This window comes from Actinomycetospora sp. CA-101289 (genome assembly GCF_050955895.1).
Lineage (GTDB): Bacteria > Actinomycetota > Actinomycetes > Mycobacteriales > Pseudonocardiaceae > Actinomycetospora.
The window spans coordinates 1089049-1113889 of sequence record NZ_CP192093.1 but is presented as its reverse complement, the minus strand read 5'-3'; the positions used below and the strand labels follow the sequence as shown (position 1 = coordinate 1113889).

General features: G+C 75.7%; 28 protein-coding genes. 8 read left to right on the top strand and 20 right to left on the bottom strand.

Annotated features, from left to right (window positions below; translation table 11 throughout):
- Window positions 1–13: 13 nt before the first annotated feature.
- Genes ACQPX6_RS05540 through ACQPX6_RS05525 form a run of 4 tightly spaced genes read right to left on the bottom strand, consistent with a single transcriptional unit; the run spans window position 14 to window position 3061 of the window.
- The gene (locus tag ACQPX6_RS05540; protein WP_433786043.1) at window positions 14–1108 is read right to left on the bottom strand and encodes a sulfate/molybdate ABC transporter ATP-binding protein; all 1095 of its coding nucleotides are present in this window, start codon (window positions 1106–1108) and stop codon (window positions 14–16) included.
- On the bottom strand, window positions 1105–1899 hold the full coding sequence (locus ACQPX6_RS05535) for an ABC transporter permease (RefSeq protein WP_433786041.1): 795 nt from the start codon (window positions 1897–1899) through the stop codon (window positions 1105–1107). Before ACQPX6_RS05535 ends, ACQPX6_RS05540 begins: the two co-directional genes overlap by 4 nt.
- The gene (modA, locus tag ACQPX6_RS05530; protein ID WP_433786039.1) at window positions 1896–2660 is read right to left on the bottom strand and encodes a molybdate ABC transporter substrate-binding protein; all 765 of its coding nucleotides are present in this window, start codon (window positions 2658–2660) and stop codon (window positions 1896–1898) included. Before modA ends, ACQPX6_RS05535 begins: the two co-directional genes overlap by 4 nt.
- Window positions 2657–3061 (bottom strand): TOBE domain-containing protein, encoded by a 405-nt coding sequence (locus ACQPX6_RS05525; protein WP_433786038.1) that lies wholly within the window; start codon window positions 3059–3061, stop codon window positions 2657–2659. Before ACQPX6_RS05525 ends, modA begins: the two co-directional genes overlap by 4 nt.
- Window positions 3062–3180: 119 nt before the next feature.
- Here ACQPX6_RS05525 and ACQPX6_RS05520 point away from each other — a divergent pair, with 119 nt between their 5' ends.
- Window positions 3181–4383: an acyl-CoA dehydrogenase family protein gene (locus ACQPX6_RS05520; protein WP_433786037.1), complete on the top strand. Its 1203-nt coding sequence runs from the start codon at window positions 3181–3183 to the stop codon at window positions 4381–4383.
- On the opposite strand, the gene ACQPX6_RS05515 is transcribed toward ACQPX6_RS05520, so the two are convergent.
- Complete coding sequence (locus ACQPX6_RS05515; RefSeq protein ID WP_433786036.1) at window positions 4370–5104, bottom strand: response regulator transcription factor; 735 nt, start codon at window positions 5102–5104, stop codon at window positions 4370–4372. The genes ACQPX6_RS05520 and ACQPX6_RS05515 overlap by 14 nt on opposite strands.
- A gap of 200 nt (window positions 5105–5304) precedes the next feature.
- Here ACQPX6_RS05515 and ACQPX6_RS05510 point away from each other — a divergent pair, with 200 nt between their 5' ends.
- Window positions 5305–6522 carry a hypothetical protein gene (locus tag ACQPX6_RS05510; protein WP_433786034.1) on the top strand — a complete coding sequence of 406 codons (1218 nt, stop codon included), beginning with the start codon at window positions 5305–5307 and terminating at the stop codon, window positions 6520–6522.
- Window positions 6506–7516 (top strand): hypothetical protein, encoded by a 1011-nt coding sequence (locus ACQPX6_RS05505; protein ID WP_433786032.1) that lies wholly within the window; start codon window positions 6506–6508, stop codon window positions 7514–7516. The genes ACQPX6_RS05510 and ACQPX6_RS05505 overlap by 17 nt, the downstream gene beginning before the upstream one ends.
- Before the next feature lie 28 nt (window positions 7517–7544).
- Here ACQPX6_RS05505 and ACQPX6_RS05500 read toward each other — a convergent pair whose 3' ends face one another.
- The 5 genes from ACQPX6_RS05500 to ACQPX6_RS05480 form a co-directional block, all read right to left on the bottom strand.
- Complete coding sequence (locus tag ACQPX6_RS05500) at window positions 7545–9326, bottom strand: hypothetical protein (protein WP_433786030.1); 1782 nt, start codon at window positions 9324–9326, stop codon at window positions 7545–7547.
- Window positions 9327–9448: 122 nt separating this feature from the next.
- Window positions 9449–9631: a hypothetical protein gene (locus tag ACQPX6_RS05495; RefSeq protein ID WP_433786028.1), complete on the bottom strand. Its 183-nt coding sequence runs from the start codon at window positions 9629–9631 to the stop codon at window positions 9449–9451.
- A gap of 160 nt (window positions 9632–9791) precedes the next feature.
- Entirely contained in the window at window positions 9792–10220 is a 429-nt protein-coding gene (locus tag ACQPX6_RS05490) for a hypothetical protein (RefSeq protein WP_433786026.1), read from the bottom strand.
- Window positions 10217–11275, bottom strand: coding sequence for an efflux RND transporter periplasmic adaptor subunit (locus ACQPX6_RS05485; protein WP_433786024.1), 1059 nt, complete (start codon window positions 11273–11275; stop codon window positions 10217–10219). Before ACQPX6_RS05485 ends, ACQPX6_RS05490 begins: the two co-directional genes overlap by 4 nt.
- Before the next feature lie 81 nt (window positions 11276–11356).
- Window positions 11357–11977: an NAD(P)-dependent oxidoreductase gene (locus ACQPX6_RS05480; protein ID WP_433786022.1), complete on the bottom strand. Its 621-nt coding sequence runs from the start codon at window positions 11975–11977 to the stop codon at window positions 11357–11359.
- Window positions 11978–12022: 45 nt separating this feature from the next.
- Between ACQPX6_RS05480 and ACQPX6_RS05475 the strand changes: the two genes are divergently transcribed.
- The 4 genes from ACQPX6_RS05475 (at window position 12023) to ACQPX6_RS05460 (ending at window position 14685) form a co-directional block, all read left to right on the top strand.
- A complete protein-coding gene (locus tag ACQPX6_RS05475; RefSeq protein ID WP_433786020.1) occupies window positions 12023–12640 on the top strand; it encodes a TetR/AcrR family transcriptional regulator in 618 nt (205 codons plus the stop codon).
- 146 nt (window positions 12641–12786) lie between these two features.
- Window positions 12787–13875 (top strand): GTP 3',8-cyclase MoaA, encoded by a 1089-nt coding sequence (gene moaA, locus ACQPX6_RS05470; protein WP_433786018.1) that lies wholly within the window; start codon window positions 12787–12789, stop codon window positions 13873–13875.
- Window positions 13875–14171, top strand: coding sequence for a MoaD/ThiS family protein (locus tag ACQPX6_RS05465; protein WP_433786016.1), 297 nt, complete (start codon window positions 13875–13877; stop codon window positions 14169–14171). The genes moaA and ACQPX6_RS05465 overlap by 1 nt, the downstream gene beginning before the upstream one ends.
- Before the next feature lie 37 nt (window positions 14172–14208).
- Window positions 14209–14685 (top strand): methylated-DNA--[protein]-cysteine S-methyltransferase, encoded by a 477-nt coding sequence (locus ACQPX6_RS05460; protein WP_433786014.1) that lies wholly within the window; start codon window positions 14209–14211, stop codon window positions 14683–14685.
- 3 nt (window positions 14686–14688) lie between these two features.
- Here ACQPX6_RS05460 and ACQPX6_RS05455 read toward each other — a convergent pair whose 3' ends face one another.
- Both ACQPX6_RS05455 and ACQPX6_RS05450 read right to left on the bottom strand, forming a co-directional pair.
- Window positions 14689–15165, bottom strand: a complete 477-nt coding sequence (locus ACQPX6_RS05455; protein ID WP_433786012.1) for a hypothetical protein — start codon at window positions 15163–15165, stop codon at window positions 14689–14691.
- A gap of 4 nt (window positions 15166–15169) precedes the next feature.
- Window positions 15170–16069: a DNA-3-methyladenine glycosylase family protein gene (locus tag ACQPX6_RS05450; protein ID WP_433786010.1), complete on the bottom strand. Its 900-nt coding sequence runs from the start codon at window positions 16067–16069 to the stop codon at window positions 15170–15172.
- Between the two features lie 61 nt (window positions 16070–16130).
- Here ACQPX6_RS05450 and ACQPX6_RS05445 point away from each other — a divergent pair, with 61 nt between their 5' ends.
- On the top strand, window positions 16131–16523 hold the full coding sequence (locus ACQPX6_RS05445; protein ID WP_433786008.1) for a VOC family protein: 393 nt from the start codon (window positions 16131–16133) through the stop codon (window positions 16521–16523).
- Here the strand turns inward: ACQPX6_RS05445 and ACQPX6_RS05440 are convergent.
- From ACQPX6_RS05440 to ACQPX6_RS05405, 8 genes are all read right to left on the bottom strand, one after another.
- On the bottom strand, window positions 16512–17195 hold the full coding sequence (locus tag ACQPX6_RS05440; protein WP_433786007.1) for a helix-turn-helix domain-containing protein: 684 nt from the start codon (window positions 17193–17195) through the stop codon (window positions 16512–16514). The two genes, ACQPX6_RS05445 and ACQPX6_RS05440, sit on opposite strands and share 12 nt — an antisense overlap.
- Window positions 17192–18205 carry a P1 family peptidase gene (locus tag ACQPX6_RS05435; protein WP_433786005.1) on the bottom strand — a complete coding sequence of 338 codons (1014 nt, stop codon included), beginning with the start codon at window positions 18203–18205 and terminating at the stop codon, window positions 17192–17194. Before ACQPX6_RS05435 ends, ACQPX6_RS05440 begins: the two co-directional genes overlap by 4 nt.
- A 4-nt stretch (window positions 18206–18209) precedes the next feature.
- Window positions 18210–18902 carry a thiamine phosphate synthase gene (gene thiE / locus ACQPX6_RS05430; RefSeq protein WP_433786003.1) on the bottom strand — a complete coding sequence of 231 codons (693 nt, stop codon included), beginning with the start codon at window positions 18900–18902 and terminating at the stop codon, window positions 18210–18212.
- The gene (gene thiM / locus ACQPX6_RS05425) at window positions 18899–19720 is read right to left on the bottom strand and encodes a hydroxyethylthiazole kinase (RefSeq protein ID WP_433786001.1); all 822 of its coding nucleotides are present in this window, start codon (window positions 19718–19720) and stop codon (window positions 18899–18901) included. Before thiM ends, thiE begins: the two co-directional genes overlap by 4 nt.
- A 99-nt stretch (window positions 19721–19819) precedes the next feature.
- Window positions 19820–20692, bottom strand: coding sequence for an SRPBCC domain-containing protein (locus ACQPX6_RS05420; protein ID WP_433786000.1), 873 nt, complete (start codon window positions 20690–20692; stop codon window positions 19820–19822).
- A gap of 112 nt (window positions 20693–20804) precedes the next feature.
- The gene (locus ACQPX6_RS05415; protein WP_433785998.1) at window positions 20805–21674 is read right to left on the bottom strand and encodes an FAD binding domain-containing protein; all 870 of its coding nucleotides are present in this window, start codon (window positions 21672–21674) and stop codon (window positions 20805–20807) included.
- Window positions 21671–24169, bottom strand: coding sequence for a xanthine dehydrogenase family protein molybdopterin-binding subunit (locus ACQPX6_RS05410; protein WP_433785996.1), 2499 nt, complete (start codon window positions 24167–24169; stop codon window positions 21671–21673). Before ACQPX6_RS05410 ends, ACQPX6_RS05415 begins: the two co-directional genes overlap by 4 nt.
- Window positions 24169–24693 (bottom strand): (2Fe-2S)-binding protein, encoded by a 525-nt coding sequence (locus tag ACQPX6_RS05405; RefSeq protein WP_433785994.1) that lies wholly within the window; start codon window positions 24691–24693, stop codon window positions 24169–24171. The genes ACQPX6_RS05410 and ACQPX6_RS05405 overlap by 1 nt, the downstream gene beginning before the upstream one ends.
- Window positions 24694–24841: the final 148 nt, after the last annotated feature.

Below are 24841 nucleotides of genomic sequence, written 5' to 3'. Positions count from 1 at the left end.
ACCTCCTCGGGCCTCAGCGCCGGGTGGGGTGCACCGACACCTCGGTGGCCTTGACGGCGAACCACAGGTCGTCGCCGGGCCCGACGCCCAGCTCGGCGACCGCGGCCGGGGTGACGTCGGCGGCGAGGCCCTCGACCCACGCCGGCCCGCCGGGCACCGCGGCCGCGCGCAGCCGCACGACCTCGCCGCGGGGCTCCAGGGCGGCGAGGCGCACGGGCAGCACATTGCGGGGGCTGCCGCCGGGACGCTCGCGGTGCACGGCCACCGCGCTGGGCGCGAACACCGCGACCGCCGGCTCGCCGGGCGTCACCTCCGGCGACGCGGCCCCGTGCACGGTGGTGCCGTCCGCGGTGCCCAGGCCCCCGGCGGCGGCGGTGCCGGGCACGAGGTCGAGGCCGGCGATCCGGGCGGCGAACGCCGAGCGCGGGCGGGCGAGGACCTCGGCGGTCGGGCCCTGCTCGACGACCCGCCCCTCGGCCAGCACGACGAGGCGGTCGGCGAGCACCACGGCGTCGAGCACGTCGTGGGTGACGAGCAGCGTCGTCTGGCCCGTGTCGCGCACGACCCGGCGCAGCACCGAGCGCACCGCGGGCGCGGCGTCCACGTCGAGCGCGGCGAAGGGCTCGTCGAGCAGGAGGAGCTCGGGCTCGGTGGCCAGGGCCCGGGCGATCGCGACCCGCTGCGCCTGGCCGCCGGACAGGGCCGCGGGGCGCCGGTCGGCGAGCTCCGCGACGCCGACGTCGGCGAGCCGCTCCCGGGCCGCGGCCAGCGCGTCGCGGCGGCGGTGCCCGGCGCAGCGGGGGCCGAACGCGACGTTGTCCTGCGCGGACAGGTGCGGGAACAGCAGCGCCTGCTGGGAGAGCAGGCCGACCCGGCGCCGGTGCGGGGGAACCGCGACGCCGGCGGCGGTGTCGGTCAGCGTGCGGCCGCCGAGGGTCACCCGCGCGTCCTCGGGCGCGTCGAGCCCGGCGAGGGTCGCCAGGAGCGTCGACTTGCCCGACCCGTTGGGCCCGAGCACGGCGACGACCTCGCCGGGCGCGACCTCGATGGCGACGTCGAGCACGAACGCGCCGCGCCGCGTCGTGACCCGCGCGTCGAGGCCCGTCACCGCACACCCGTGGCGTCGCGGGTGCGGGTGCGGGTGGCGACGATGACGAGCACCGCGACCACGACGAGCACCAGGGACAGGGCGACCGCGCCGTCGAGGTCGTCCTGCGACTGGATGTAGATCAGCAGCGGCAGGGTCTGGGTGGTGCCCTGGAGGTTGCCGGCGAAGGCGATGGTGGCGCCGAACTCGCCCAGCGCCCGGGCGAACGCCAGCACCGCTCCCGACACGAGGCCGGGCAGCACCACCGGGATCGTCACCCGGCGCAACGTGGTCAGCGGGGACGCGCCGAGGGTGGCGGCGACGACCTCGTAGCGGTCGCCCGCGGTGCGCAGCGCGCCCTCCAGGCTGACCACGAGGAAGGGCATCGCGACGAACGTCTGGGCGATCACGACGGCCGCCGTGGAGAACGGGACGGTGATCCCGTACTCCCCCAGCAGGCGCCCGACGGGTCCGGTGCGCCCGAGCAGGAACAGCAGGGTCAGCCCGCCGACCACCGGGGGCAGCACGAGCGGCAGCAGGACGATCGAGCGCAGCACCGGCAGGCCGGGCAGGTCCGACCGTGCGAGCACGAGCGCCAGCGGCGTGCCGAGGAGCAGGCACAGCGCCGTGGCCAGCAGTCCCGTGCGCAGCGAGAGCCACAGGGCGTCGACGGCGGCCTCCGTGGTGACGAGGGCGACGAAGTCGGGCCAGTTGGTGCGCACGACCAGGCCGGCGACCGGCACCGCGATGAGGCCGAAGCCCACCGCGGCGGGCACCCACACCGGCCAGGGCAGGCGCAGCGCGCGCGTCACCGCAGCTCGAAGCCCGCCTGCGTCAGCGCCGCGTCGCCCTGCGGGCCGGTGACGAACCGGATCCAGCGGTCCGCCAGGTCGGCGTCCTGGCTGCCGGTCACGGCGCCGATCAGGTAGCTCTGCGCCGCGCCCGGGGCCGTCGCCTGCGGGAAGTCGACACCCTGGACCTGCCCGTTCGACGCCCTGACGTCGGTGATGTAGACGAGGCCCGCGTCGACGTTGCGGGTCTGCACGCGCTGGAGCACCGAGCGCACGTCCTGCTCCTCGCTGACCGGGTCGAGCGTGACGCCGGCGGCCCGCTCGGCGGCCTCGGTGGCGGCGCCGCACGGCACCGCCGGGGCACAGACCGATTCGGTGACCTGCGGACCGACCAGCGACGCGAGGCCGGTGATCCCCTTCGGGTTCCCGGGCGGCACCGCGATCTGGAGCTTGTTCGTCGCGTACGTGACCGGCTGGCCCTGGATGCGGCCGGCCTGCTGCGCGGTCTGCATGGTGCGGGCGCTCGCGGTGGCGAGGACGTCGGCCGGCGCGCCCTGCACGATCTGCTGGGCGAGGGTGTCCGAGCCGCCGAAGTTGAAGCGGACCTCGGTGCCCGCGTTGGCCTGCTCGAACTGAGGCTTCAGCTGGTCGTAGACGTCGGTCAGCGACGCGGCCGCCGAGACGGTGAGCGTGCGGGCCGGGGGCGCCTCCTGGCCGGACGAGGTCCCGCAGGCGGTGAGGACCAGGGCGACCAGCACGACGAGCACGCGGGCGCGGGTCACGCCATGCCTCCGGGGGTCTCGACGATGATGTGCGACGCCTTCACGACCGAGACCGCGAGCGAGCCGACCTCGAGCCCGAGCTCCTCGACGGCCTCGGTGCTCATCAGCGACACCACGCGGTGCGGCCCGCACTGCATCTCGACCTGCGACATCACCGTGTCGCTGACCACGCGGGTCACGAGGCCGACGAAGCGGTTGCGCGCCGAGCGCCCGACGCCCGAGGGGTCGGGGGTGGCGTGGGCCTGCGCGCGGGCGAACGCGGCGAGGTCGGCGCCGGCGATGACCTTGCGCCCGCTGGCGTCCGTGGCCACCGCGAGGGCGCCCCCGTCGGTCCAGCGGCGGACCGTGTCGTCGCTGACCCCGAGCAGCCGCGCGGCCTCGGCGATCCGGAAGTGCGTCACGATCGGGCAGCATAGGCCCGGAAGTGCGTTCGCAGTGAGCCGGTCGAGCCGCAGGTCCGAGATCACGCCTCGTGGGCCTGCCCTCGCGCCACCCCGGACCGCGGTGCGAAGCTGCAGGGGTGGATTTCGCACCCAGCGCCGCAGCCCAGGACTACACCGACCGGATGCGGGCCTTCCTCGACGAGGCGGTGCTCCCCGCGGAGAAGGTCTACGAGGCCTGGCGGGAGGAGCGTCGCGGGACGTCGGCCGAGCACGAGTGCCCGCCGATCGTCGACGAGCTGAAGGCGGAGGCCCGCAACCGGGGCCTGTGGAACCTGTTCCTGCCCGACATCTCGGGCCTGTCGAACCTCGAGTACGCGGCCGTGGCCGAGGTGTCCGGGTGGTCGCCGGTGATCGCCCCCGAGGCGATCAACTGCCAGGCGCCCGACACCGGCAACATGGAGACGCTGCACCTGTTCGGCACCACCGACCAGAAGCAGCGCTGGCTCGAGCCGCTGCTCGCCGGCGAGATCCGCTCCGCGTTCGCGATGACGGAGCCCGGCGTGGCCTCCTCGGACGCCACCAACATCACCACCTCGATCCGCCGCGAGGGCGACGAGTACGTCATCACGGGCACGAAGTGGTGGTGCTCGGGCGCCGCCGACCCGCGCTGCCAGATCTTCATCGTCATGGGCAAGACCGACCCCGACGCGCAGACCCACCGCCAGCAGTCGATGGTGCTGGTCCCCCGTGACACCCCGGGCATGACGATCACCCGCGCGCTGCCGGTGTTCGGCTACCAGGACCAGCACGGGCACTGCGAGATCGAGTTCAACGACGTCCGCGTGCCCGTGGACAACCTGCTGGGCGAGGAGGGCGGCGGCTTCGCCATCGCCCAGGCGCGCCTCGGCCCGGGCCGCATCCACCACTGCATGCGCCTCATCGGCATGGCCGAGCGCGCCGTGGACGCGATGGTGCGCCGCGCCAACGAGCGCGTGGCCTTCGGGCGCCCGCTCTCCGAGCAGGGCGTCGTGCGCGAGCAGATCGCCGAGAGCCGCATCGAGATCGAGCAGGCCCGCCTGCTGGTGCTCAAGACCGCCTGGATGATCGACAACGTGGGCGCGCGGGGCGCGGCCACCGAGATCGCGGCGATCAAGGTGGTGTGCCCGCGGATGGCGTGCGGCGTCATCGACCGTGCCATCCAGATCCACGGCGGGGGCGGCGTGTCCGACGACTTCCCGCTGGCCTACGCCTACGCCTGGGCGCGCGCCCTGCGCCTGGCCGACGGTCCCGACGAGGTGCACCTGCGCTCCGTGGCGCGCCAGGAGATCAAGGCGCACTAGCCGCGCCGGCGCGGCTGGTCGGCGCGGGGACGAACAGGCCCAGCCGCCAGGCGTGGCTGACCGCCTGCGCGCGGTCGCCCGCGCCGAGCTTGCGGAACAGGTGCCCGGTGTGGGACTTGACCGTGTGGTCCGAGAGGTAGAGCCGGCGTCCGATGTCGGCGTTGGTCAGCCCGCGGCTGACGCCGATGAGCACCTGCACCTCGCGTACCGAGAGCTCGAGGCGGCGCTGGGCCTCGAGGTCGACGACGACGTCGCGCAGGCCGCCGAGTCCGTCGGCCTCGCCGGTGCGCGGCGCCGGGGCGTGTGACGTGGCGGCCCGGGGCAGCAGGTCGTCGCCCGCCGCCGCGGAGGACAGGCTGCGCACGAGGGTGCGGATCATCGTGCGGGGCGCGTCCCAGCGCAGGAAGCCCGCGGCGCCCTCGGCCAGCGCCTGCTGACCGCTCGCCTCGGTGGAGCCGGCGACGAGCACGGCCGTCCCCGGCGCCTCGGTCAGCACGCGGCGCACGGCGGCGAGGCCGGTCGGCTCGTTCTCGGCGAGCCCCAGCACGGCCATCGCCCGGTCCGTCACCGCGAGGCGCGCGAGGAGATCGTCGGCGTCCTCGGCCTCGACGACGGCGTCGGGTCCGGTGGCCTCGCGCAGGAGCAGCGTCAGCCGGCGGCGGGCCTGAGGGCGCTCGTCATGGACCACGCACGTCGCGCCGGCCACCCCCTCGTCGAGCACTCGCGTACACGTACCGCACCGGCCCGGGGTGACCGGGACGCCGCGCGGCGTGTCGATCAAGAGAACGACAACGGTGTAAGTCACCTGTCCGGCTATCACCCACACGCGTCCCAGTGGTTTCGCTTGTCCACGGAGAGTCCGCGCCCTTGCATGGGCGGCGACGTCCTCGTTCCCGCGAGGACCCGACGGTGGGAGTGCGGATGCCGACACGGCGGTCGGGCCGGGCGCTGGTCATCGCGGGGGTACTCGCGGCCGCGGCGCTCGCCGCGGGTCTCGTCACCCCGGCTGCGGGGGCCGTGCCGTCGAGCGAGTCGTGGGCGGCGGAGCTCGCGATCGCCGGGGGCGACGACACCAACGTCGTCGCGGACGGGGACGCCGTGCGCCTCGAGGACCTCCGTGCCCGCGCCACCAGCCGCGGCCCGGCGCCGGCCGAGGGCGAGCTGCTGCTCGCGCCCCGGCGCCCGGCCGCCGTCACCGACCGCGTCGCCGCCGACGCCACCGCCGACGTGCCGCCCGGCGCCGAGGTGATCGTCGCCGTGCGCGGGACCCGCGACGACGGCACCTGGGGCTCCTGGTCCGAGGCCCGGCCGGGGATGCCCGCGCGCCTGTTCGAGCCGACGGTCGAGCTGCAGGTGCGCATCACCCTGGTCGCCGCCCCCGACGGCCGCGCCCCGGCGCTGCGGCGGCTCTGGTTGACCGCCGACCGCGGACCCGCCGTGCTCCCCACGCCCCGGCCGGTCCGTCCGTTCACCGCGCAGGTGTTCGCGACCCGCATCGGCCTGGTCGGCAACGACACCGCCAACGGCCACGAGGTCGAGCGCGACGACCGCTTCGTCGCCCTGCCGTCGCGCCGCGCCCTCGCGCCGCGGGGCAGCGGCGACTACACCGTCCGCGTCTGCTCTCGCCCGGACCGCTGCACCTGGGCCCCGGTGTGGGACCTCGGTCCGTGGAACACCACCGACGACCACTGGAACACCCCCGACCAGCGCCAGGCGTTCGGCGACCTGCCCCGCGGACGACCGCAGGCCGAGGCCGCCTTCGCCGACGGCTACCGCGACGGCCGCGACGGCTCCGGTCGCCGCGTGACCAACCCGGCCGGCATCGACCTCGCCGACGGCACGTTCCGCGACGACCTCGGGCTCACCGACAACGCGTGGGTCTCCGTCACCTACCTCTGGACGGGTACCGGGCCCTCGGGCAGCCCGCTCGACCGGGACGCCCGCGTCGAGGTCCGGGCCGCACCGGCCCCCGACGCGCCGGTCGTCGGCGTCGTCGCCCCGCGGGCCCGCGTGACCTACGAGTGCGCGGCCGACGGCCCGGGCGGGCGCACCGGGATCGGCCCGCGCTGGATCCGCGTGGGCGACGCCCAGTACGTGCCCGCCGACCTGCTGGAGGCGCGCGATGTCCCGACCTGCTGATCCCCGACGCCGCCCGGCGGCGGTCCTCGCGCTCGTGGCCGGCGGGGTCGGTCTCACCGTGGCGCTCGCCGTGCCCGCGGCCGCGACGGCCGGCACCGAGAGCTGGGCCCCCGAGATCGCGCTGGCCGGCGGTGACGACCGCGGCGTCGAGCTCGTCGACGGCGCGGTCCGGCCGAGCGGGCTCGAGATCGGCGAGCTCGTCCTCGCCCCCCGGCGCACCGAGGGGCCGGTGTCCGCCGTGTCCGGGGTGCCGGCCGCCGAGACGCCCGAGGGGACGAGCGTCGTGGTCCAGGCCCGCGGGCTGGGCGCCGACGGGCACTGGGGTCCGTGGGTGACCGTGCCCCGCAGCGGTGAGGCGACCCTCCCCCGCCCGACCGGCGAGCTGTCGGTGCGGGTGCTGCTGCGCCGCGGGGCGGACGGCGCGGTGCCGGTGCTGCGGGGGCTGTGGCTGACCAGCACCGCCGCGCCGGCGCGGACGACGACCGAGACCGCGACGCGGACCAGGACCGAGACGCGGACCGAGACCACGGCGGCGCCGGTGACGACGGTGCCGGTGACCACGACGACCGTGCCACCGACCACCACGACCACCGTCACGCCGACAACGACGACGACGGTGCCCCCGAGCACGACAACCACGACGGTGCCGCCGACCACCACGACGACGGTCGCGCCGACCACGACGACGCTCGCGCCCACGACCACCACGCTCGCGCCGACGACCGTGATCGTCCCGACGACTGTGACCGTGCCGCTCACGGCCGGGCCGACGACGACCACGGTGGTTCCGCCAGCGTCCACGACCACGACGGCACCCGAGGTCACCGAGCCGGGCACGACGACCACCACCACCACGACGCGCATCCCGCCGCCGGGCCTGGTGCTCGACCTGCCGCCCGACCCGCCCTACACGCCCGCGCCCGTCACCCCGGCCGGCGCCACGGACTCGTGGTGGGGCGCCGACCTGCTGAACTGGCTCAACCGAGCGCTCTGAGCACGGCCCGCGAGAGCAGGCCCGTCACTCAGAACGGCGGGTCGTCGGGTCGCCCGTGGCGTCCGGGTGGGCTGGCGGGGTCGGTGTCGGGGTAGGGGTCGTTGGTCCAGAGGGGTTCGTCGCTGGCGAGTTCGGTGGGTGTGGTGCTGGAGCGGGGCCGGAAGGTCGCGGGCGGCGGGATGTCGGGGGCCGCGGCCTGGGGGTGCTGTCGGTAGGTGTGGCCGGTGGGGCTGGTCCAGGTGAAGGTGCCGGGTGCGGTCTGGTCGAGGTGCCAGCCGGCTTCGTGCTTGAGGCGGTGGTCGTGGCGGCACAGCGCCCCGAGGTTCGCCCCCGCGGTGGGGCCGCCGGTGGTGGCGGCGCGGGTGTGGTCGATGTCGGCGGCCACCGACGACGCCCGGCACGGCGGGAACACGCAGGTGCGGTCGCGGACCTGGATCCAGCGGGTGAGGGCCTCGGGCGGCAGCCGCCGCGCCGCCTCGGTGGCACTCTCGGGCTCGGGTGGGCGCCACGCGGCGTACTGCGCCTGGAGCTCCTCGATGACCTCGGTCCAGCCGGGGTGCTCGGCGGGGCGGAGCCGGTCCAGGGCGGTTTCGTCGATGTGGAGCTCGACGATCGGGCGCGGCCCGATCACCGGGGTGTCAGACGGGTCCTCGGGTGGGGTGGTGGCGTAGCCGCGGGGCCGGCGGCGCAGCAGCAGCGCCGCCACCGGCAACCCCTGGTCGTCGGTGACCGCGACCCGCCACTGCGCCGAACAGAGCTGGCGGGCGAACTGGCGGGCCAGCACGCTGTGCACCACCCCGTAGCCGGGCATGGTCGCGGGCTTCTCGTCGAGCCCCAACAACGTCAGCAGACCCACCCGCAGCTCGATCCGCGACCGCCGCGGGCCACCACCAGGCCGGGCCGGCTCCCCGTCGGGCTCCCCGTCGTCTTCGGCAGGCTCTCGGGCGGGTCGGGTGCGGCCGACGTGCTGGGGTGACCGGCGGCCCGGGGGGTCGGCGGGGTCGGCGGCGGCGATGACCGCGGCGATGACGGTGTCGTCGTCGTGCCCGGCGCCGCGGGGGGAGAGCAGGGCCAGCAGGATGTCGGTGCGGATGGTGTCGATCAGCCCCGGATGGCCGAGGGCTTTGGCGCGCACGGCCATGGCGTCGATGTGCGCCGCCGACCGGCAGCCGGCGTCGAGGGGCAGGTCCAGGGCGGAGAGGTTGAGGGTGCCGGCCTCGGTGCGCCGCGTCCGCACCCGACGCTGGCGGCGGGCGTTGTCGTAGAGCCGGGCCGCCCACCCGGGGTCGAGCCCCGACGCGAGCTGCTGGATGCGGTCGATCAACCCCGACAACGTCAACCGCGGGGCCTCGGGTAGGACCTCGCGCACCACCCGGGCGGCGTGCTCGGCCGACAACGACGACGTCCACGTGACACAGATGCGGACGCGGTCGGTGTCGATGCGCCCGGCGTCCCACGCCGCCCACAGCGGCGGGATCGCGGCGATCGCCGTGTCGGCCTGACCCAGCAGCTTCCCCACCCGGGTGCGGGACTCGTGCAGCACCACCCGCAACTCATCAGCGGAGAACTCGCCCATCCCTTCGCGGCGGCCGCCGGGCCGGTCGGGGTCGGCGAGGGCGGCTTCGCGGGCGGCGAGGGCGAAGCGGGCCTCGTGGTGGGAGAGCTGGCGGCGCCACGCCCGCACCAGCACCACGGTGTCGTGCGGGGACACTGTGCGGGGGTCGACCTGCTCGAGCAGCGCGCCCAACGCCGCACCGGGAGGCGTCGTGGCGACACCCTCCGGCAGCGATGCGAACACGTGTTCGAACATGGGTCGACACTAGCGCCCACCCCCGACAACCACGGGTCGTTCGGGGAAGCCGACGGGCTCGCGCGGGGCGCTCGGCACTCGCCTCGGCGACGGACGAGCCGCACCGCTCGACGCGAGGGCCTTCAGCGGCCCCCGGCCGCCGCCCGTCGGCGCGCCGAGTACGGGAGGGCGAACAGGCACAGACCCGTCAGCACGAGGGCGGCGAGCGGGAGCAGCGGCGTGTAGACCACCCAGAACAGGGCGGCGCTGCCCCCGGCCACGACGACCGTCGACGCGACGACCGTGATCACGAACGCGATGCTCACCCAGCGATGGGTCTGCCGGATGACCCTGGCCCGTCTCCCCGGCCGTGCCCCCGTCGCGACCTCTGCCTGCGTCATCTGTCCGCCCCCTCCCGTGCGCTTCCCGACGAGGAAGAACGCTAGGGAGGGCCCACAGATCGCTGCTTCTCGATTCCTGACCGGATCAGCCCGGCACCCCGACCTCGAGGGCGGTGAGCAGCCCGTCCGCGTCCCGCACCCCGACCACGTTCACGCGCGTCCCGCGCGACAGCCCCGCCGGCCCGCCGGCGCGGGGGCGCTCGTCGAGCACGCGGGTGTCCGGGGCGGCCCGCACCACCACGAGCCGACCCTCGGGCGTGCGCACCGCCAGCAGGCCGTCGGCCACGCTCTCCACCGTCCCCACCAGCGGCGTCCCCTCCCCCGCGGGCGGCGGGCAGCCCCGGCACCCGACCGCGAGGTGGCGGTCGGCGAGCACCCCGCCGACCACCCCGAGCACGAACACCGTGAGCAGCGCCAGCCCGATCACCCACCGCCGCGGGCGGGGACGCTCGGGCGGCGCGAGCGGGGGCAGGGCGGCCCGCGGGTCGGTGTCCTCCTCGTCGGGCGCGGTCACGGGCGCGCCCCGACGAACGGGGTGCGCGGGACGACGACGCGGTCGCCGACCCGCAGCCCGTCCCGGACCTCGATCGACACGTCGTCGGCGAGCCCGGTCGTCACGGCGACGGCCCGGTCGGGTCCGCGGCCCTCGGGCGCGCGGACGAGCACCGTGCCACGGTCCGGGCCGGTCACCCGCACGGCCTCGACCGGCACGACCGGGACGCCGATCGCCCGGGCCACGAGGACGCGCACCTGCGCGCCCTGGCCCACGCGCAGCGCCGGCGGCGGGGTCGCGGCGGCCACGGTCACCCCGTAGGCGCCGTCCGATCCGGGTGCGGGCTCGACGCCGACGACCTCGCCGAACACGGCCGGGCCGGCCCCGTCCACCGCCGCGCTCGCCGGCTGGCCGGCCTCGACCCGGGCGACGTCGCGCGGAGCCACCGACGCCCGCACGACCAGCGCCCCGAGGTCGGCGAGGCGCACGAAGGGCCGTCGGCTCGGCGCGTCGTCGGGGGTGGGCGCGCCCGCGAGCACCCGGTCGCCGACCTGGCCGGCCACCGCGGTCACGGTGCCGTCGCGGGGGGCGCGCAGGACGGCGTCCTCGAGCGCCCGCTCGGCGTCGCCCACGTCGGCGCGGTCGCGGGCCGCGTCGGCCTCCGCCCGGGCGAGGACCACCACGTCGACGGGGACGCGCTGGCGGGCGAGGTCGACCTCCCGGAGGTCGGCGTCGAGGGCGGCCCGGGCGGCGTCGAGGCGGCCGGTGGTCGGCCCCGTGTCGAGGCGGGCGAGCTCGTCACCGGCCCGCACGGGCGTCCCCGGCGCCACCTCGATGGCCGTGACGGTGCCGCTGACCGAGAACGACACCTCGGACTCGGCGGCGCTGCGGACCGCGCCGGGCGCGCGTACCTCGGCGACCACGTCGGCGCGCACGACGGGCACCACGGTGGCCGACGGACCCGGCACGAGGTCGGGGAAGCGCAGCACGATCACCGCGCCCGCGGCCCCGGCGATCAGGACGGCGACCAGCAGGGTCGGGACCAGCCAGCCCCGGCGGCGCCGACCGGTGGACATGGCCGCCGACGCTAGTGGCCCGGCGCGCCGCGCCCGGGGACCCGATCGCCCCGGCGTGTCACCCGTCCGGGGCCGAGCGTGTCAGTCCGCGATCGCCACGAGGTGCCCGACGGTGTCGTGGTCGGTCACCGCCCGCAGGACCTCGGCGGCGACGTCGGCCCGGGAGACCTGGCGCCCGCCGTGCACGTGGCGGTCGAGCGTGCGCCGGTAGCGGTCGGTCCGCACGCCGTCCACCAGCCGCGGCGGGCGCACGATCGTCCAGTCCAGGCCGCTCGCCCGCACGATCTCCTCCATCCGCGCCATGTCCGCGTAGGCGTCGCGGAAGACCCGCTGCAGGATCGGCTTGAGCACCCACCGCGTCGGGAGGTCGTCGCCCTCGCCGGGCATCCCCGCCGCGCTGACGACGACGAGCCGGCGGACCCCGGTGGCCCGCATGGCGGTCACCGCGGCGGCGACACCGTCGGCGCACACCGTCCGTGGGCCCCGCTCGCGGCCACCCAGCGCCGAGACGACGGCGTCGGCCCCGCGCACCGCCCCCTCGACCGCGGCGTCGTCGTCGAAGCCGGCCCGCAGGATCTCGACCCCGTCGGGCACGTCGGAACCCGCGCGGGCGACGGCGACCACCTCGTGGCCCTGCGCGAGGGCCTGCGCCACGACCTCGCGTCCGGTGCGCCCGGACGCCCCCAGCAGCACGACCCGCACGGCCCCTCCTCGGTGAGTAAGTACTTACCAACCTAGGATGACGGGATGCCGCGGACCGGGTCAAGCACGCGGGACCGCATGCTCGACGCCGCCTACACGGTGATGCGCACCCGGGGCCTCGCCCGCGCGACGACCAAGGAGATCGCGCGCGAGGCCGGGTTCTCCGAGGCCGCGCTGTACAAGCACTTCGAGGACAAGACGGCGCTCTTCGTCGCCGTGCTCGTCGAGCGCCTGCCCTCGGGGCTGGGCCGGCGGCTCGACGCGCTGCCCGCCCGGGTGGGCACGGCGGACGTCGAGGCGGTCCTCGCCGGGGTCGCCGCCGACGCGCTCGCCTTCTACCGCGAGACGTTCCCGATGGCCGCCTCGCTGTACTCCGAACCCGCCGTGCTCGCCGCCCACCGTGCCGCGCTCGACCGCCTGGGCACCGGTCCGCACGCCGTGGTCGACGCCGTCGCGGCCTACCTCGCCGCGGAGCGGGACGCCGGCCGCGTCGCCGCCGCGGTCGACCCGCGGGCCGCCGCGGTGCTGCTGCTCGGCGCCTGCCAGATGAGCGCGTTCCTCGAGTCGTTCGCCGGCGGCCCGACTCCCGACCACGATGACGGCACGATCGCCGCCGGCCTCGCCCGCGCCGCCGTCCACGGCCTGCTCCCCCGGGGTCCCTGAGCCCCTCCGATCGGACCGTTGTGCCCGGCGTGCGCCCGCACGTGCGCAGCGTCGCCCGGACGACGCACCGCACCTGCGGCGCAGGGCCACCCACCTGCGGAGATGTCGCCCACCGCCGCCGCGCGCCGCGGTTAGGGTGGATGGTGATGACCGTTCTCGATCTCGGTGTGCCGGCCGTCCCCGGGGCCGACACCGCCACCACGGACACCACCGGCCGACCTGACGACGCCCGTCTGGTCGACGCGTGGGGCCGGGTCGCCACCGATCTGAGGGTCTCGCTCACCGACCGCTGCAACCTGCGCTGCACCTACTGCATGCCCGCCGAGGGCCTGGAGTGGATGCCCAGCGAGGAGGCGCTCACCGACGACGAGGTGGTGCGCCTCGTGCGCATCGCCGTCGAACGCCTGGGCGTGCAGGAGATCCGCTTCACGGGTGGCGAGCCGCTGCTGCGCAAGGGCCTCGAGGACATCGTCGCCGCCACCGCCGCGCTCACGCCGCGGCCGGAGATGTCGGTGACCACCAACGCCCTCGGGCTCACGCGCCGCGCCGCCGCCCTCGCCGCGGCGGGCCTGGACCGCGTCAACGCCTCGCTGGACACGCTGCGCCCCGAGCGCTTCGCCGAGATCACCCGGCGCGACCGGCTCCAGGACGTCCTCGACGGGCTCCGCGCGGCCCGGGAGCACGGGCTCGACCCGATCAAGGTCAACACGGTGCTCATGCCCGGCCTCAACGACGACGAGGCGCCCGACCTCCTGGCCTGGGCGCTCGACGAGGGCTACGAGCTGCGCATCATCGAGCAGATGCCCCTCGACGCCGGGCACTCGTGGCAGCGCGACCGCATGATCACCGCCGAGCAGATCCTCGCCTCGCTGCGCACCCGCTTCGACCTCCTGCCCGACCCGGCCGAGCGCGGCGGCGCGCCGGCCGAGCGCTTCCTCGTCGACGGGTGGACCGGCCACGACGGGTCGCCGGCCAAGGTCGGCGTCATCGCCTCGGTCACCCGCCCGTTCTGCGGCGCGTGCGACCGCACGCGGCTGACGGCCGACGGCCAGGTCCGCTCCTGCCTGTTCGCGCGCAGCGAGAACGACCTGCGCGCCCTGCTGCGCGGCGGCGGCAGCGACGACGAGATCGCCGACGCCTGGCGCGTGGCGATGTGGGGCAAGAAGCCCGGGCACGGCATCGACGAGCCCGGCTTCCTGCAGCCCGACCGTCCCATGAGCGCGATCGGAGGATGATGAGCGCGCCCACCCGTGCCACCAGCGCCCCCTCGGCGCCCACCACCACCCTGACCGTGCGCTACTTCGCGGGCGCCAAGGCCGCCGCCGGCACGCGCAGCGAGGACGTGACCGTCCCCGCGGGCGCCACCGTCGACGACCTCGTCGCCGCCCTGGCCGCCGACCACGGCGAAGCACTCGCCCGCGTGCTCGCCGCCGCCAGCTTCCTGCTCGACGAGGTGGCCGTGCGCGACCGCACCGTGGTGCCCGCATCGGGTGCGGTCGTCGACGTCCTGCCGCCCTTCGCCGGCGGCTGACCGCCACGCTTTCGGCCGAGTCGGTGTTCCCCAGGACATGAGCGTCGTCCACGACACCGCGATCGGCCCGCTGCACCTCGACGCGTCACCGCGGGGGCTGACCCTGCTCGGGTTCTCGCCCGGCGACGGCGAAGGGTTCCCGGACGGGGACGCGGGCCGAGTACTCGAGCTCGCCCGCCGCGAGCTCGACGCCTACTTCGCCGGCACGTTGCGGGAGTTCACCGTGCCCGTCGACCTCGACGCCCACCCGGCGGGCGACCGCCGCGTCCTCGACGGCCTCGCCGCCGTCGGCTACGGCGAGACCGTGAGCTACGGCAAGCTCGCCGCCGCGGTGGGCCTCGGCCCCGCCGAGGCGCGGCGCGTCGGCGGGACGATGGCCCGCAACCCCGTCGCGATCGTCGTGCCGTGCCACCGCGTCGTCGGCGCCGACGGGAGCCTCACCGGCTACGCGGGCGGGCTGGAGCGCAAGCGCGCGCTGCTCGATCTCGAGGGCCGCGACCGCCTGCTGTTCTGACGGTCAGACCCGGCGGCGCAGGCTCGCCAGCTCCTCGAGCAGCTCGGCGACGTCGTCGACGTCCTCCACCTGGTACGGGGCGTCCTCGGTCCCGAGGATCGTCGCCAGGCCGATGACGACGTCGTCGTCGCCGGGCACCGGGTCGGGCAGCACGCCGACCGCGACCACCGCGGTGGCCCCGACCTCGGCGCGCAGCGCGTCGACGCCCTCGGGGGCGACGACCCGTCCCCCGCCCTTCGCGCCGCTGAGGAACATCAGCTCGGCGACCTCCTCGGCCGGCCGCTCCGACACCACCGCCACCGTCGTCGCGGGCAGGGCGATGAGGACGTTGAGCGCCTCGGAGGACTGCTGCTCGGCGCGGGCCTGGGCGGGATCGCCGTCGTCCGCGGCGAGCGCGCCGTCGAAGGCGCAGGCCACGAGCAGGGTCCGCGTCTCCGCGACCTTGTCGAGCGCGCTCCAGATCTCGTCGTCGGCGTCCACGCGCTCACCCTGGCATCACGTTGACGGCGTGGTCCAGCGCCGCCCACAGGTACTGCGTCGCGTAGGCCCGGTACGGGCGCCACGCCTCGGCGCGCGCGACGAGGTCGCGGTCGCGCCCCGGGAGCCCGAGGCGCTCGGCCGCGACGCGGATCCCGAGGTCGGAGGGCAGGAACGCATCCGGGTCGCCGAGGGCGCGCATGGCCACCGAGTCGACCGTCCAGGGCCCGATCCCGGGCAGCGCGCCGAGGGCCGCGCGGGCCGCGGGGACGCCGGCGGGGTCGAGCACGACGTCGCCGTCGGCCAGCGCCTGCACGAGCGTGAGCAGGGTGCGCTTGCGGGTGCGCGGCATGCCGAGCTCGTCGGGGTCGACGGCCGTCAGCGCGGCGGCGCTCGGGAAGAGATGGGTGAGCGTGCTGCCGGCGCCGGCGAAACCCTCGGGCAGCGGCGTGCCGTGCCCGCGGACGAGGCGGCCGGCGTGGGTGCGCGCGGCGGCGGTGGAGACCTGCTGGCCGAGGACGGCGCGCACCGCGAACTCGTCGGGGTCGGGCGAGCCGGGCACCCGGCGGCCCGGCGCGGCGTCGACGAGCGGGGCGAGGACGGGGTCGGCGCGCAGGGTGGCGTCGACCGCGACCGGGTCCGCGTCGAGGTCGAGGATGCGGCGCGCGAGCGTCGTCGCGCGGTCGGCGTCGGCGGGGTCGGTGAGGGTCAGGACGGCGCGGATTCCGTCGGCACCGGGCTGCAGCGCGACGACGCCGGGCCCGCCGGGAAGGTCGAGGCTGCGTCGGTACGCGCCGTCGTGCCACTCCTCGACGCCCGGGACCGCGGTGGCCACGAGGTGACCGAAGAGGTTGTCGGCGCGCAGCGGAGCGGTGAAGCCCAGCGTGCGCTCCTCGGCGTGCGGCACGTGCGCATCCTGTCCGATCGCTCCAAGCCCCGCGGGGCGGACGGCGCCTACGGTCTCGGCCATGCCGCCCCGTCTCACCGTCGTCGAGCTCGTCGTCTCCGACATGGCCGCCGCCCTCGCCTTCTACCGCCGCCTGGGCCTCGACGCGCCGCCCGAGGCCGACGGCCAGCCCCACGTCGAGGTCGACCTCGGCGGCGGGATGCGCCTGGCCTTCGACACCGAGGCCACGGTCCGCTCCATCGACCCGTCCTGGACCCCGCCGAGCGGCGGGAAGCGCAACGCGCTGGCCTTCCGGTGCGACTCGCCCGCCGAGGTCGACGCCGTCTACACCTCGCTGGTCGACGCCGGGCACGTCGGCGAGCTGGCGCCGTGGGACGCCGCGTGGGGCATGCGCTACGCCGTGGTGCACGACCCCGACGGGTCGCAGGTGGACCTGTTCGCGCTACTGCAGTAGGCGGCCCGGCGTCGTGCCCGCGAGGGCGCGGACCTCGCGGGCCAGGTGCGGCTGGTCGGCGAAGCCCTCGACGGCGGCGACCTCCGCCCACGGCGTCCCGGCCCGCGCGCGGGCCAGCGCGCGCTGCAGGCGCAGGATCCGCCCGAGGTGCTGGGGGCCGTAGCCGAACACCGGCAGGCAGCGCCGGTGCAGGGTGCGGGTGGTGGTGCCCAGGGCGTCGGCCAGGCCCGCGACGCCGGCGCCCCGCTGCAGGGCAGCGAACACGCGGGCGCCGAAGCGGTCGTCGGCGCCCGGCAGCGTGGCGAGGCCGGGGAGCACGCGGGCGGGGTCGTCGGCGACGCGCTCGGTGAGCTCACGCGCCGCGGCGTCGGACCACACGGCGGCCAGGGGCGCCGTGGTGTCGCGCAGCTCGTCGGCGCGGACGCCGAGGTGGGCCGGCCCGCGTCCGTGGGAGAAGCGCAGGCCCGTGTGCGGGGGACCGCCCGCGTGGTGTCGCGCGGCCGCGTCCGGCCCGGCGACGACGAGGCCGGCGCCGTTCCAGATCAGGTCGAGGCAGCCGTCGGGGAGGATCGTCGTCGCCGACCCGTCGCTGGCCCAGAGCACCACCCCGGGCGCCACCGGCCGCTCGCGGTAGCCCTCCACGCGCTCCATGGTGCCGCGCGAGGCGGTCACCCCACCAGGTCGCGGTACGCGCGCCAGTGCCCCGCCGGCGTCTGCACCGAGCGGGCGGCGAGGACGGCGTGGACGACGGCGCGGGTGACGCAGTCGGCGCCCGCGGTGAGGATCTCCTGGAGCGCGAAGAGATCCGGCGCCGGGCGCGCCGTGGTGGCGAGCCCGAAGAGCGTGTCGCCGTCGGTCATCCCGTGCACGGGGCGCACGGCGCGGGCGAGGCCGTCGTGGCCGACCGCCGCGAGCTTGGCGCACTGGGCCACCGACAGCCCGGCGTCGGTGGCGACGACGCCGATCGTCGTGTTGAGCGTCGGCGGGGCGGCCGCCTCCTGCAGGGCCGCGAGCAGCGCGGACCGGTCGGCGGGCAGGGCGGGGAGCTCGGCGTCGCCGTCGTACCGGTGCCGGGAGCCCCAGAGCTCGCCGGTCACGGGGTCGACCGCGGAGCCCGCCGCGTTGGCGACCACCAGCGCGGCCACCACCGTCCCGTCCGACAGCACCGCCGACGCGGTGCCGACGCCGCCCTTGAGCCCGCCGACGAGCGTGCCGGTGCCCGCGCCGACGACGCCCTCGGCGGGCGGGGCATCGCTGCAGGCGGCGAGCGCCGCGGCCCCGGTGTCGGCGGTGGGACGCGCCGTGAAGCGCCCGCCCCGCCCGAGGTCGAAGACCACGGCGCCGGGCACGACGGGCACGACCTCGCCCGGACCGCGCCCGACGGGGAAGCCCCGCCCGGCGTCACCGAGCATGTCGGCGACCCCCGAGGCCGCCGCGAGCCCGTAGGCGCTGCCGCCGGTGAGCACGACGGCGTGCACGCGCTCGACGAGCGTGCGGGGGTCGAGGGCGTCGGTCTCGCGGGTGCCGGGGCCGCCGCCGCGCACGTCGACGCCCGCCACCGCGCCGTCGGGGCCCGGGAGCACGACCGTCGTCCCCGACAGCGCGCCCTCCCCGGTCAGCTGCGCGTGCCCGACCTGCAGGCCGGCGACGTCGACGAGGGAGTTCGTGGGACCGGGGCGCACGGGATCAGTCTGGGCCACCGGCCTGTGCGTGGTTGTCCGTGCCCCACGACGGGCGAGCGCTCACGAGCGCGGAGCGCAAAGTGTGGGCTGCGGCGCCCGGATCGGGCGCGCCGGCGATCGCCGAGCTGACGCAGAGCCCGGTGACGCCGGCGGCGAGGACCTCGGCGGCGTTGTCCGGCCCGATCCCGCCGATGGCCACCGCGGGCAGCCCGAGCGCCCGCGCGTCCTCCCACAGCCGGCGCAGGCCGTCGACGCCGGTGGGCGGGGCGGCGTCGGGCTTGGTGGCGGTCGCGAACACAGGGCCGATGCCGAGGAGGTCGATCGTGCCGGCCGGGAGGGCGCGGGCGGCATCGAGGTCGTCGGGCCCGGTCACCGACCAGCCGATCGACAGCCCCGGGCCGGCGACGCGGCGCGCGGCCTCCGGCGGGACGTCGTTCCGGCCGAGGTGCACACCGTCGGCGCCGGCGGCCAGCGCGACGTCGAGGCGGTCGTCCACGATCACCGCCACCCCGGCGTCGCGCAGCGCGTCGAGCACCGCCCGCGTGGCCGCGAACAGCTCGCGGCCGGTGGCGTCCGGCGCGCGGACCTGCACGGCGGTGACCCCGCCGGCCACGGCGGCGCGCACCACGGTGAGCGGGTCGCCGGGACCGTGCACCGGGTCGACGATGAGGTAGAGGCGGGGATCGAGCGGCGTCACGCCGGGTCCACCAGCGCGTCGGTGCCGGCCGCGGCGGCGGTGTCGAGGGCCGCCAGCTCGTCCAGCCACGCGGGGACGAACGACCCGGGCCCGCGGGCGGTCGCCCCGGCGGCGGCCCCGCAGGCGCCGACGACGGCGTGCGCGGCGACGGCGGCCGTCAGCGCGTCGTCACCGGTGGTGCGGGCGGCGGCGAGGAACGCGGCGGTGAGGGCGCCCAGCGCGCAGCCCATGGCCGTCACGCGGCCCATCAGCGGGTGGCCGCCGGCGACGCGGTGCACGGTGGACCCGTCGGTGAGCCGGTCGACCACGCCGCTGACGGCGACCACCGTGCCGTGCCGGCGCGCGAGCTCGTCGGCGGCGCCGGCGGCGTCCTCGACGGAGGCGGTCGCGTCCACCCCGCGACCCCCGCCCTCCTGTCCGGCCAGCGCGAGGATCTCCGAGGCGTTGCCGCGCACGACCGTCGGCCCGAGGTCGAGCAGGTGCCCCGCCACCCGCGTGCGCATGGTCAGCGGGCCGGCGCCGACGGGGTCGAGCAGCCACGGCGTCCCCGCACCGCGGGCGGAGACGACCGCGGCGTGCATCCCGTCGGCGCGCGCCGGCGACATCGTCCCGGTGTTGATGACGAGCGCACCCGCGACGGCGGCGAGCTCGCCGGCCTCCTCGGGGTCCTCCACCATCGCCGGCGACGCGCCGAGCGCGAGCAGCGCGTTGGCGGAGAAGTTCGTGGCGACCAGGTTCGTCACGCAGTGCACCAGCGGTGTCCCCCCGTGCAGCGCGTCGAGGAGGACCGCGGTGCGCGAGGTCGGGGAGGCGGTCATGGTCGTCACTGTGCCGTGCGGGACCCCGGACACGGGCGAAGGGCCCCTCCGGTCGGTCTACTCGACCGAAGGGGCCCATCGCTGCGAACACGGACGCGACTAGGACGAACGCCCGCGCACGACCAGGATGATCGCGATCAGCGCGGCGAGGACGCCGGCGCCGATGCCCACGGGCACCATGCGCTTGAGGATCGCGTCGCGCGAGCTGTCGAGCAGGTCGATGGCCTCGACCTGCTGGCGACGCGGCTGGCTCGGCTGGGCGGCCGCCTGGCCGGTGCCGCTCGCGGCCCCGCCGACGGACGCGCCGGGCTTGGCGCCCTGGTCGCCCTTCGAGGCCTCGGCCACCGTGGTGGGCATGGCCGCCGCGGCGGGCGCGCCCGAGCCGGACGCCACCGGGGCGGGCGAGGGCGGCCCGGTGACCGGCGCGCCGGAGCCACCGGACACGGCCTCGGGGGCCGGGGCGGTGCCGTTGCCGCCGGACGCGGCGGTGTCGGTGCCGCTGACGCCCGCCGCGGCCGGCCCGCCGGACGCGCTGCCGAACTCGTCGGCGAGGCACGTCGCGAACTGACCGAGGATCTTGTCTCCGACGTCGGCCATCACGCCGCGGCCGAACTGCGCGGGCTTGCCGGTCACCTGCATCTCGGTGAGGACGTTGACCTTGGTCTTGCCGCCCTCGTCGGTCATCGTCAGCGTGGCCTTGGCCGACGCGGTGCCGTTGCCCCGCGAGTCACGGCCCTGGGCGTCGACGACGACCTTGTGGTTGGTCTTGTCGCGCTCGATGAACGTGCCCTTGCCCTTGTAGGTCATCGAGATCGGGCCGAGCTTCACCTTGACCGTGCCGGTGAAGTCGTCCCCGTCGCGCGAGTCGAGGGTGGCCCCGGGGAAGCACGGCGTGACCTTCTCCGGGTCGTTCAGGGCGTCGAACACGGTGTCGATGTCCACCGGGACGGTGAACTCGTTCTCGAGCTTCACTGGCGTACCTCCGAGAGGGTGCGGTTCACGACGGCGGCCCGCCCCCGCGAGGCGGGGGCGGGCCGGGGCGTCGTGACGAACGGGTCGTCGGACGGCGGTCGACGCGGGAGCGTCAGCCCGCGGCGGCGAGGACGGCCCGACCGGTGAGCACCCGTGCGAGGTGCTCGCGGTAGTCGGAACCGGCGTCGGCGTCGGCGGTCGGGCTGGTGCCCTCGGCGGCGGCCTGGGCGGCCTTGCGGACATTCTCCTCGGTCGCGCTCTGGCCGACCAGGGCCGACTCCACGGCCCGGGCGCGCACCGGGGTGCCCGCCATGTTGGTCAGACCGATGCGGGCGTCGGAGATCGTGCCCCCGTCGACCTTCACCGTGGCGGCCACGGCGACGATCGACCAGGCCTGGGCGACCCGGTTGAACTTCTCGTACCGCGCGCCCCACCCGGTGTACTTCGGGAAGCGGATCTCGGTGAGGAGCTCCGCGTCGCCGATGGCGGTCGTGAAGTAGTCCTCGAAGAAGTCCGCCGCCGCCACCGTGCGGGTGCTCGTCCCGGACCCGTCTCGGCTGGCGCCCGCGATGACGAACTCGGCCTCGAGGGCCAGCGCCGGGGCGGCGAGGTCGCCGGCCGGGTCGGCGTGGGCCAGGGCCCCGCCGAGCGTGCCCTTGTGGCGCACCTGCGGGTCGGCGACCGTCTTGGTCGCCTCCTGGATGAGCGCGACGTGCTGGCGCAGCGTGTCGTCGCGGGTGACGTCGTAGTGCGACGTCATCGCCCCGACGACGATGCGGTCACCCTCCTCTCGGACACCCTTGAGCTCGGCGATGCCGTTGAGGTCGATGATCAGCGACGGGTCCGCCATGCGGAGCCGCAGCACCGGCAGCAGGCTCTGCCCGCCGGCGAGGATCTTGGCGTCGTCCCCGCCGTCACGCAGCGCCTGCAGCGCCTCGTCGACCGTGGTGGGCCGGACGTAGTCGAACTGGGCCGGGATCACAGGTGTCCTCCCTGGGTGTCGCCCTTCGAGATGTCGCTGGCCGTGGAGCCCAGACCGGCGCCCGGCGAGGCGATGTTCGCCTCGTCGCCGCGACCGGCGGTGCCCGACGCCTTCTGGATGGCCGACCAGACGCGGTAGGGCGTCGTCGGCATGTCGATGTCCTTGACACCGAGGTGGCGGATCGCGTCGAGCACCGAGTTCACGACCGCGGGGGTCGAGGCGATCGTCCCGGCCTCGCCGACGCCCTTGACCCCGAGCGGGTTGGTGGTCGACGCGGTGGTGGTGTTCGCGGTGTCGAAGTGGATCAGGTCCGCCGCGCTGGGCAGCGTGTAGTCGACCAGCGTGCCCGAGAGCAGCGTGCCCTGGTCGTCGTACGCGGCCTCCTCGAACAGGGCCTGGGCGATGCCCTGCGCCAGGCCGCCGTGCACCTGGCCCTCGACGATCAGCGGGTTGATCACGTTGCCGACGTCGTCCACGCAGACGTACTTGTACATCGAGACCATGCCGGTCTCGGTGTCGACCTCGACGGCGCACAGGTGCGTGCCGTGCGGGAACGAGAAGTTCTCGGGGTCGAAGGTCGCGTGGGCGTCGATGTCGGGCTCGATGCCCTCCGGGTAGTCGTGGGCCGCGAACACCGCGAGCGCGATGTCGGCGATGCCCACGCCCTTGTCGGTGCCCTTGACCGTGAACCGCCCGCCGGAGAACTCGAGGTCGCCCTCGGAGGCCTCGAGCATGTGCGCGGCGATCGGCTTGGCCTTCTCGATGACCTTCTCGGCCGCCTTGACGATGGCGATGCCACCGACGACGAGCGAGCGCGAACCGTAGGTGTCGAGGCCCCGGTAGGACGACTGGGTGTCGCCGTGGAGGATCTCGACGTCGTCGAAGCCGACGCCGAGCTGGTCGGCGACGATCTGCGAGAACGCGGTCTCGTGGCCCTGCCCGTGCGGGCTGACGCCGACGACGACCTCGGCCTTGCCGGTGGGGAGCATCCGGATGGACGCGGTCTCCCAGCCGCCGGCGCCGTAGTCCAGCGAGCCGAGCACGCGCGACGGGGCGAGCCCGCACATCTCGGTGAAGGTCGAGATGCCGATGCCGAGCTGCTTGACGTCGCCGCGGCGGCGACGCTCCTCCTGCTCGCGACGCAGACCGTCGTAGTCGAACATCTGCATGGCCTGCTCGGTGGCGGCCTCGTAGTTGCCCGAGTCGTAGGTCATCGTGCTGACCGTCGTGTACGGGAACTCGTCGTTCCGGATCCAGTTCTTCTTCCGGAACTCCATCGGCTCCATGCCGAGCTCCAGGGCGACCTCGTCCATCATCCGCTCGATGCCGAAGGTGGCCTCGGGGCGCCCGGCGCCGCGGTAGGCGTCCGTGATCGTCTTCGTGGTGAAGACGTTGGTGCAGTCGAACCGATAGGCCGGGATCTTGTAGATCGCGTTGAACATGAACGCACCGAGGACCGGCACGCCCGGCCCGACCAGGCCGAGGTAGGCACCCATGTCGGCCAGGAGCTCGACGCCCAGGCCCGTGATCTGCCCGTCCTTCGTGACCGACATCGTCAGGTCCTGGATCTGGTCACGGCCGTGGTGTGCCGAGAGCAGCGACTCCGAGCGGGTCTCGGTCCACTTCACCGGCTTGCCCAGCTTCTGGGCCACCAGCAGGGTCACGACCTCCTCGGGGGTGACCTGCAGCTTGCCCCCGAAGCCGCCGCCGACGTCCGGCGCGATGACACGGATCTTGTGCTCGGGCAGCCCGAGCGTCAGCGCCAGCATCGTCTTGAGGATGTGCGGCACCTGGGTCGACGACCACATGACCAGCTGCTCGCCGCTGGGGTCGACCACGGTGGAGCGCGGCTCCATGAACACCGGCACGAGTCGCTGCTGACGGAAGCGGCGTCGCACGACGATCTGGTCGTCGTCGGACTCGGCCTTCTGCAGGGCCTCGGTGAGGCTGCCGCCCGAGCCCGCCTCGCCCGAGTCGAAAATCCACTGGGCGTTCTGGTTGGTGCCCAGCTCGGGGTGCACGAGGGTGGCGCCGTCCTTGAGCGCGTCCTCCATGTCGAGGACCGGCTCGAGCTGCTCGTAGTCGACCTCGACCTGGTCGGCCGCGTCCTTGGCGATCGCCGCGCTGCGGGCGACGACCACGGCGACGCCCTCGCCGGCGAAGTTCACGCGGCTGCCGGCGAGCGCCGGTCGCTGCGGGGACTTCATGTCCTTGGTGATCGGCCAGGCGCAGGGCAGCTGGACCTGGTCGGCCCCGATGTCGGCCGCGGTGTACACGGCGACGACGCCCGGGACCTGCTTGGCGGCCGAGGTGTCGATGGCGTTGACGTTCGCGTGCGCGAACGGGCTGCGGACGATCGCCATGTGCAGCAGGCCGGTGAGGGCCTTGTTGTCGGTCCACTGGGTCCGCCCGGTGATGAGCCGGCGGTCCTCCTTGCGGCGCCGGTCACGGCCGATCTCCGTGGTCGGCGTGGTGGGGTTCTCCGTGGTCGTCATCAGGCGCCTCCGCCGGCGACGGTCTGCTTGGCGCCGGCCTCGGCGGCCGGGGAGCTGCCCGGCTTCATCTTCGAGGCAGCGTCCTGGACCGCACGCACGATGTTCTGGTAGCCGGTGCAGCGGCAGAGGTTGCCCTCGATGCCTTCCCGGACCTCCTGCTCGGTGGGGTCGGGGTTCTCCCCGAGCAGGTCGATCGACTGCATGATCATGCCGGGCGTGCAGTAGCCGCACTGCAGCGCGTGGTTGTCGTGGAAGGCCTGCTGCATCGGGTGCAGCTGACCGTCACGCTCGAGCCCCTCGATGGTGAGCACCTCGCTGCCGTTGGCCTGGACGGCCAGGACGGAGCAGGACTTCACGCTCAACCCGTCGAGGTGGACGGTGCACGCTCCGCAGTTGCTGGTGTCGCAGCCGATCACCGTGCCCGTCTTGCCGAGTCGTTCGCGCAGGTACTGGACGAGCAGCATGCGGGGCTCGACGTCGTCCTCGTAGACGAGTCCGTCGACGGTGGTCCGGATGCGTGCCATGGACCTCACTCCTCACTCGGCTCGACGGCGTGGCACCGGAGCCCGGACGTCGAGGGCCGAGGACGTGGTGGTGGTGTTCGAACACCGCACCCACACACCGACGAGGATTCGTCCGCGACGGCTGCGGGCACAGGTTGCCGACCAACTC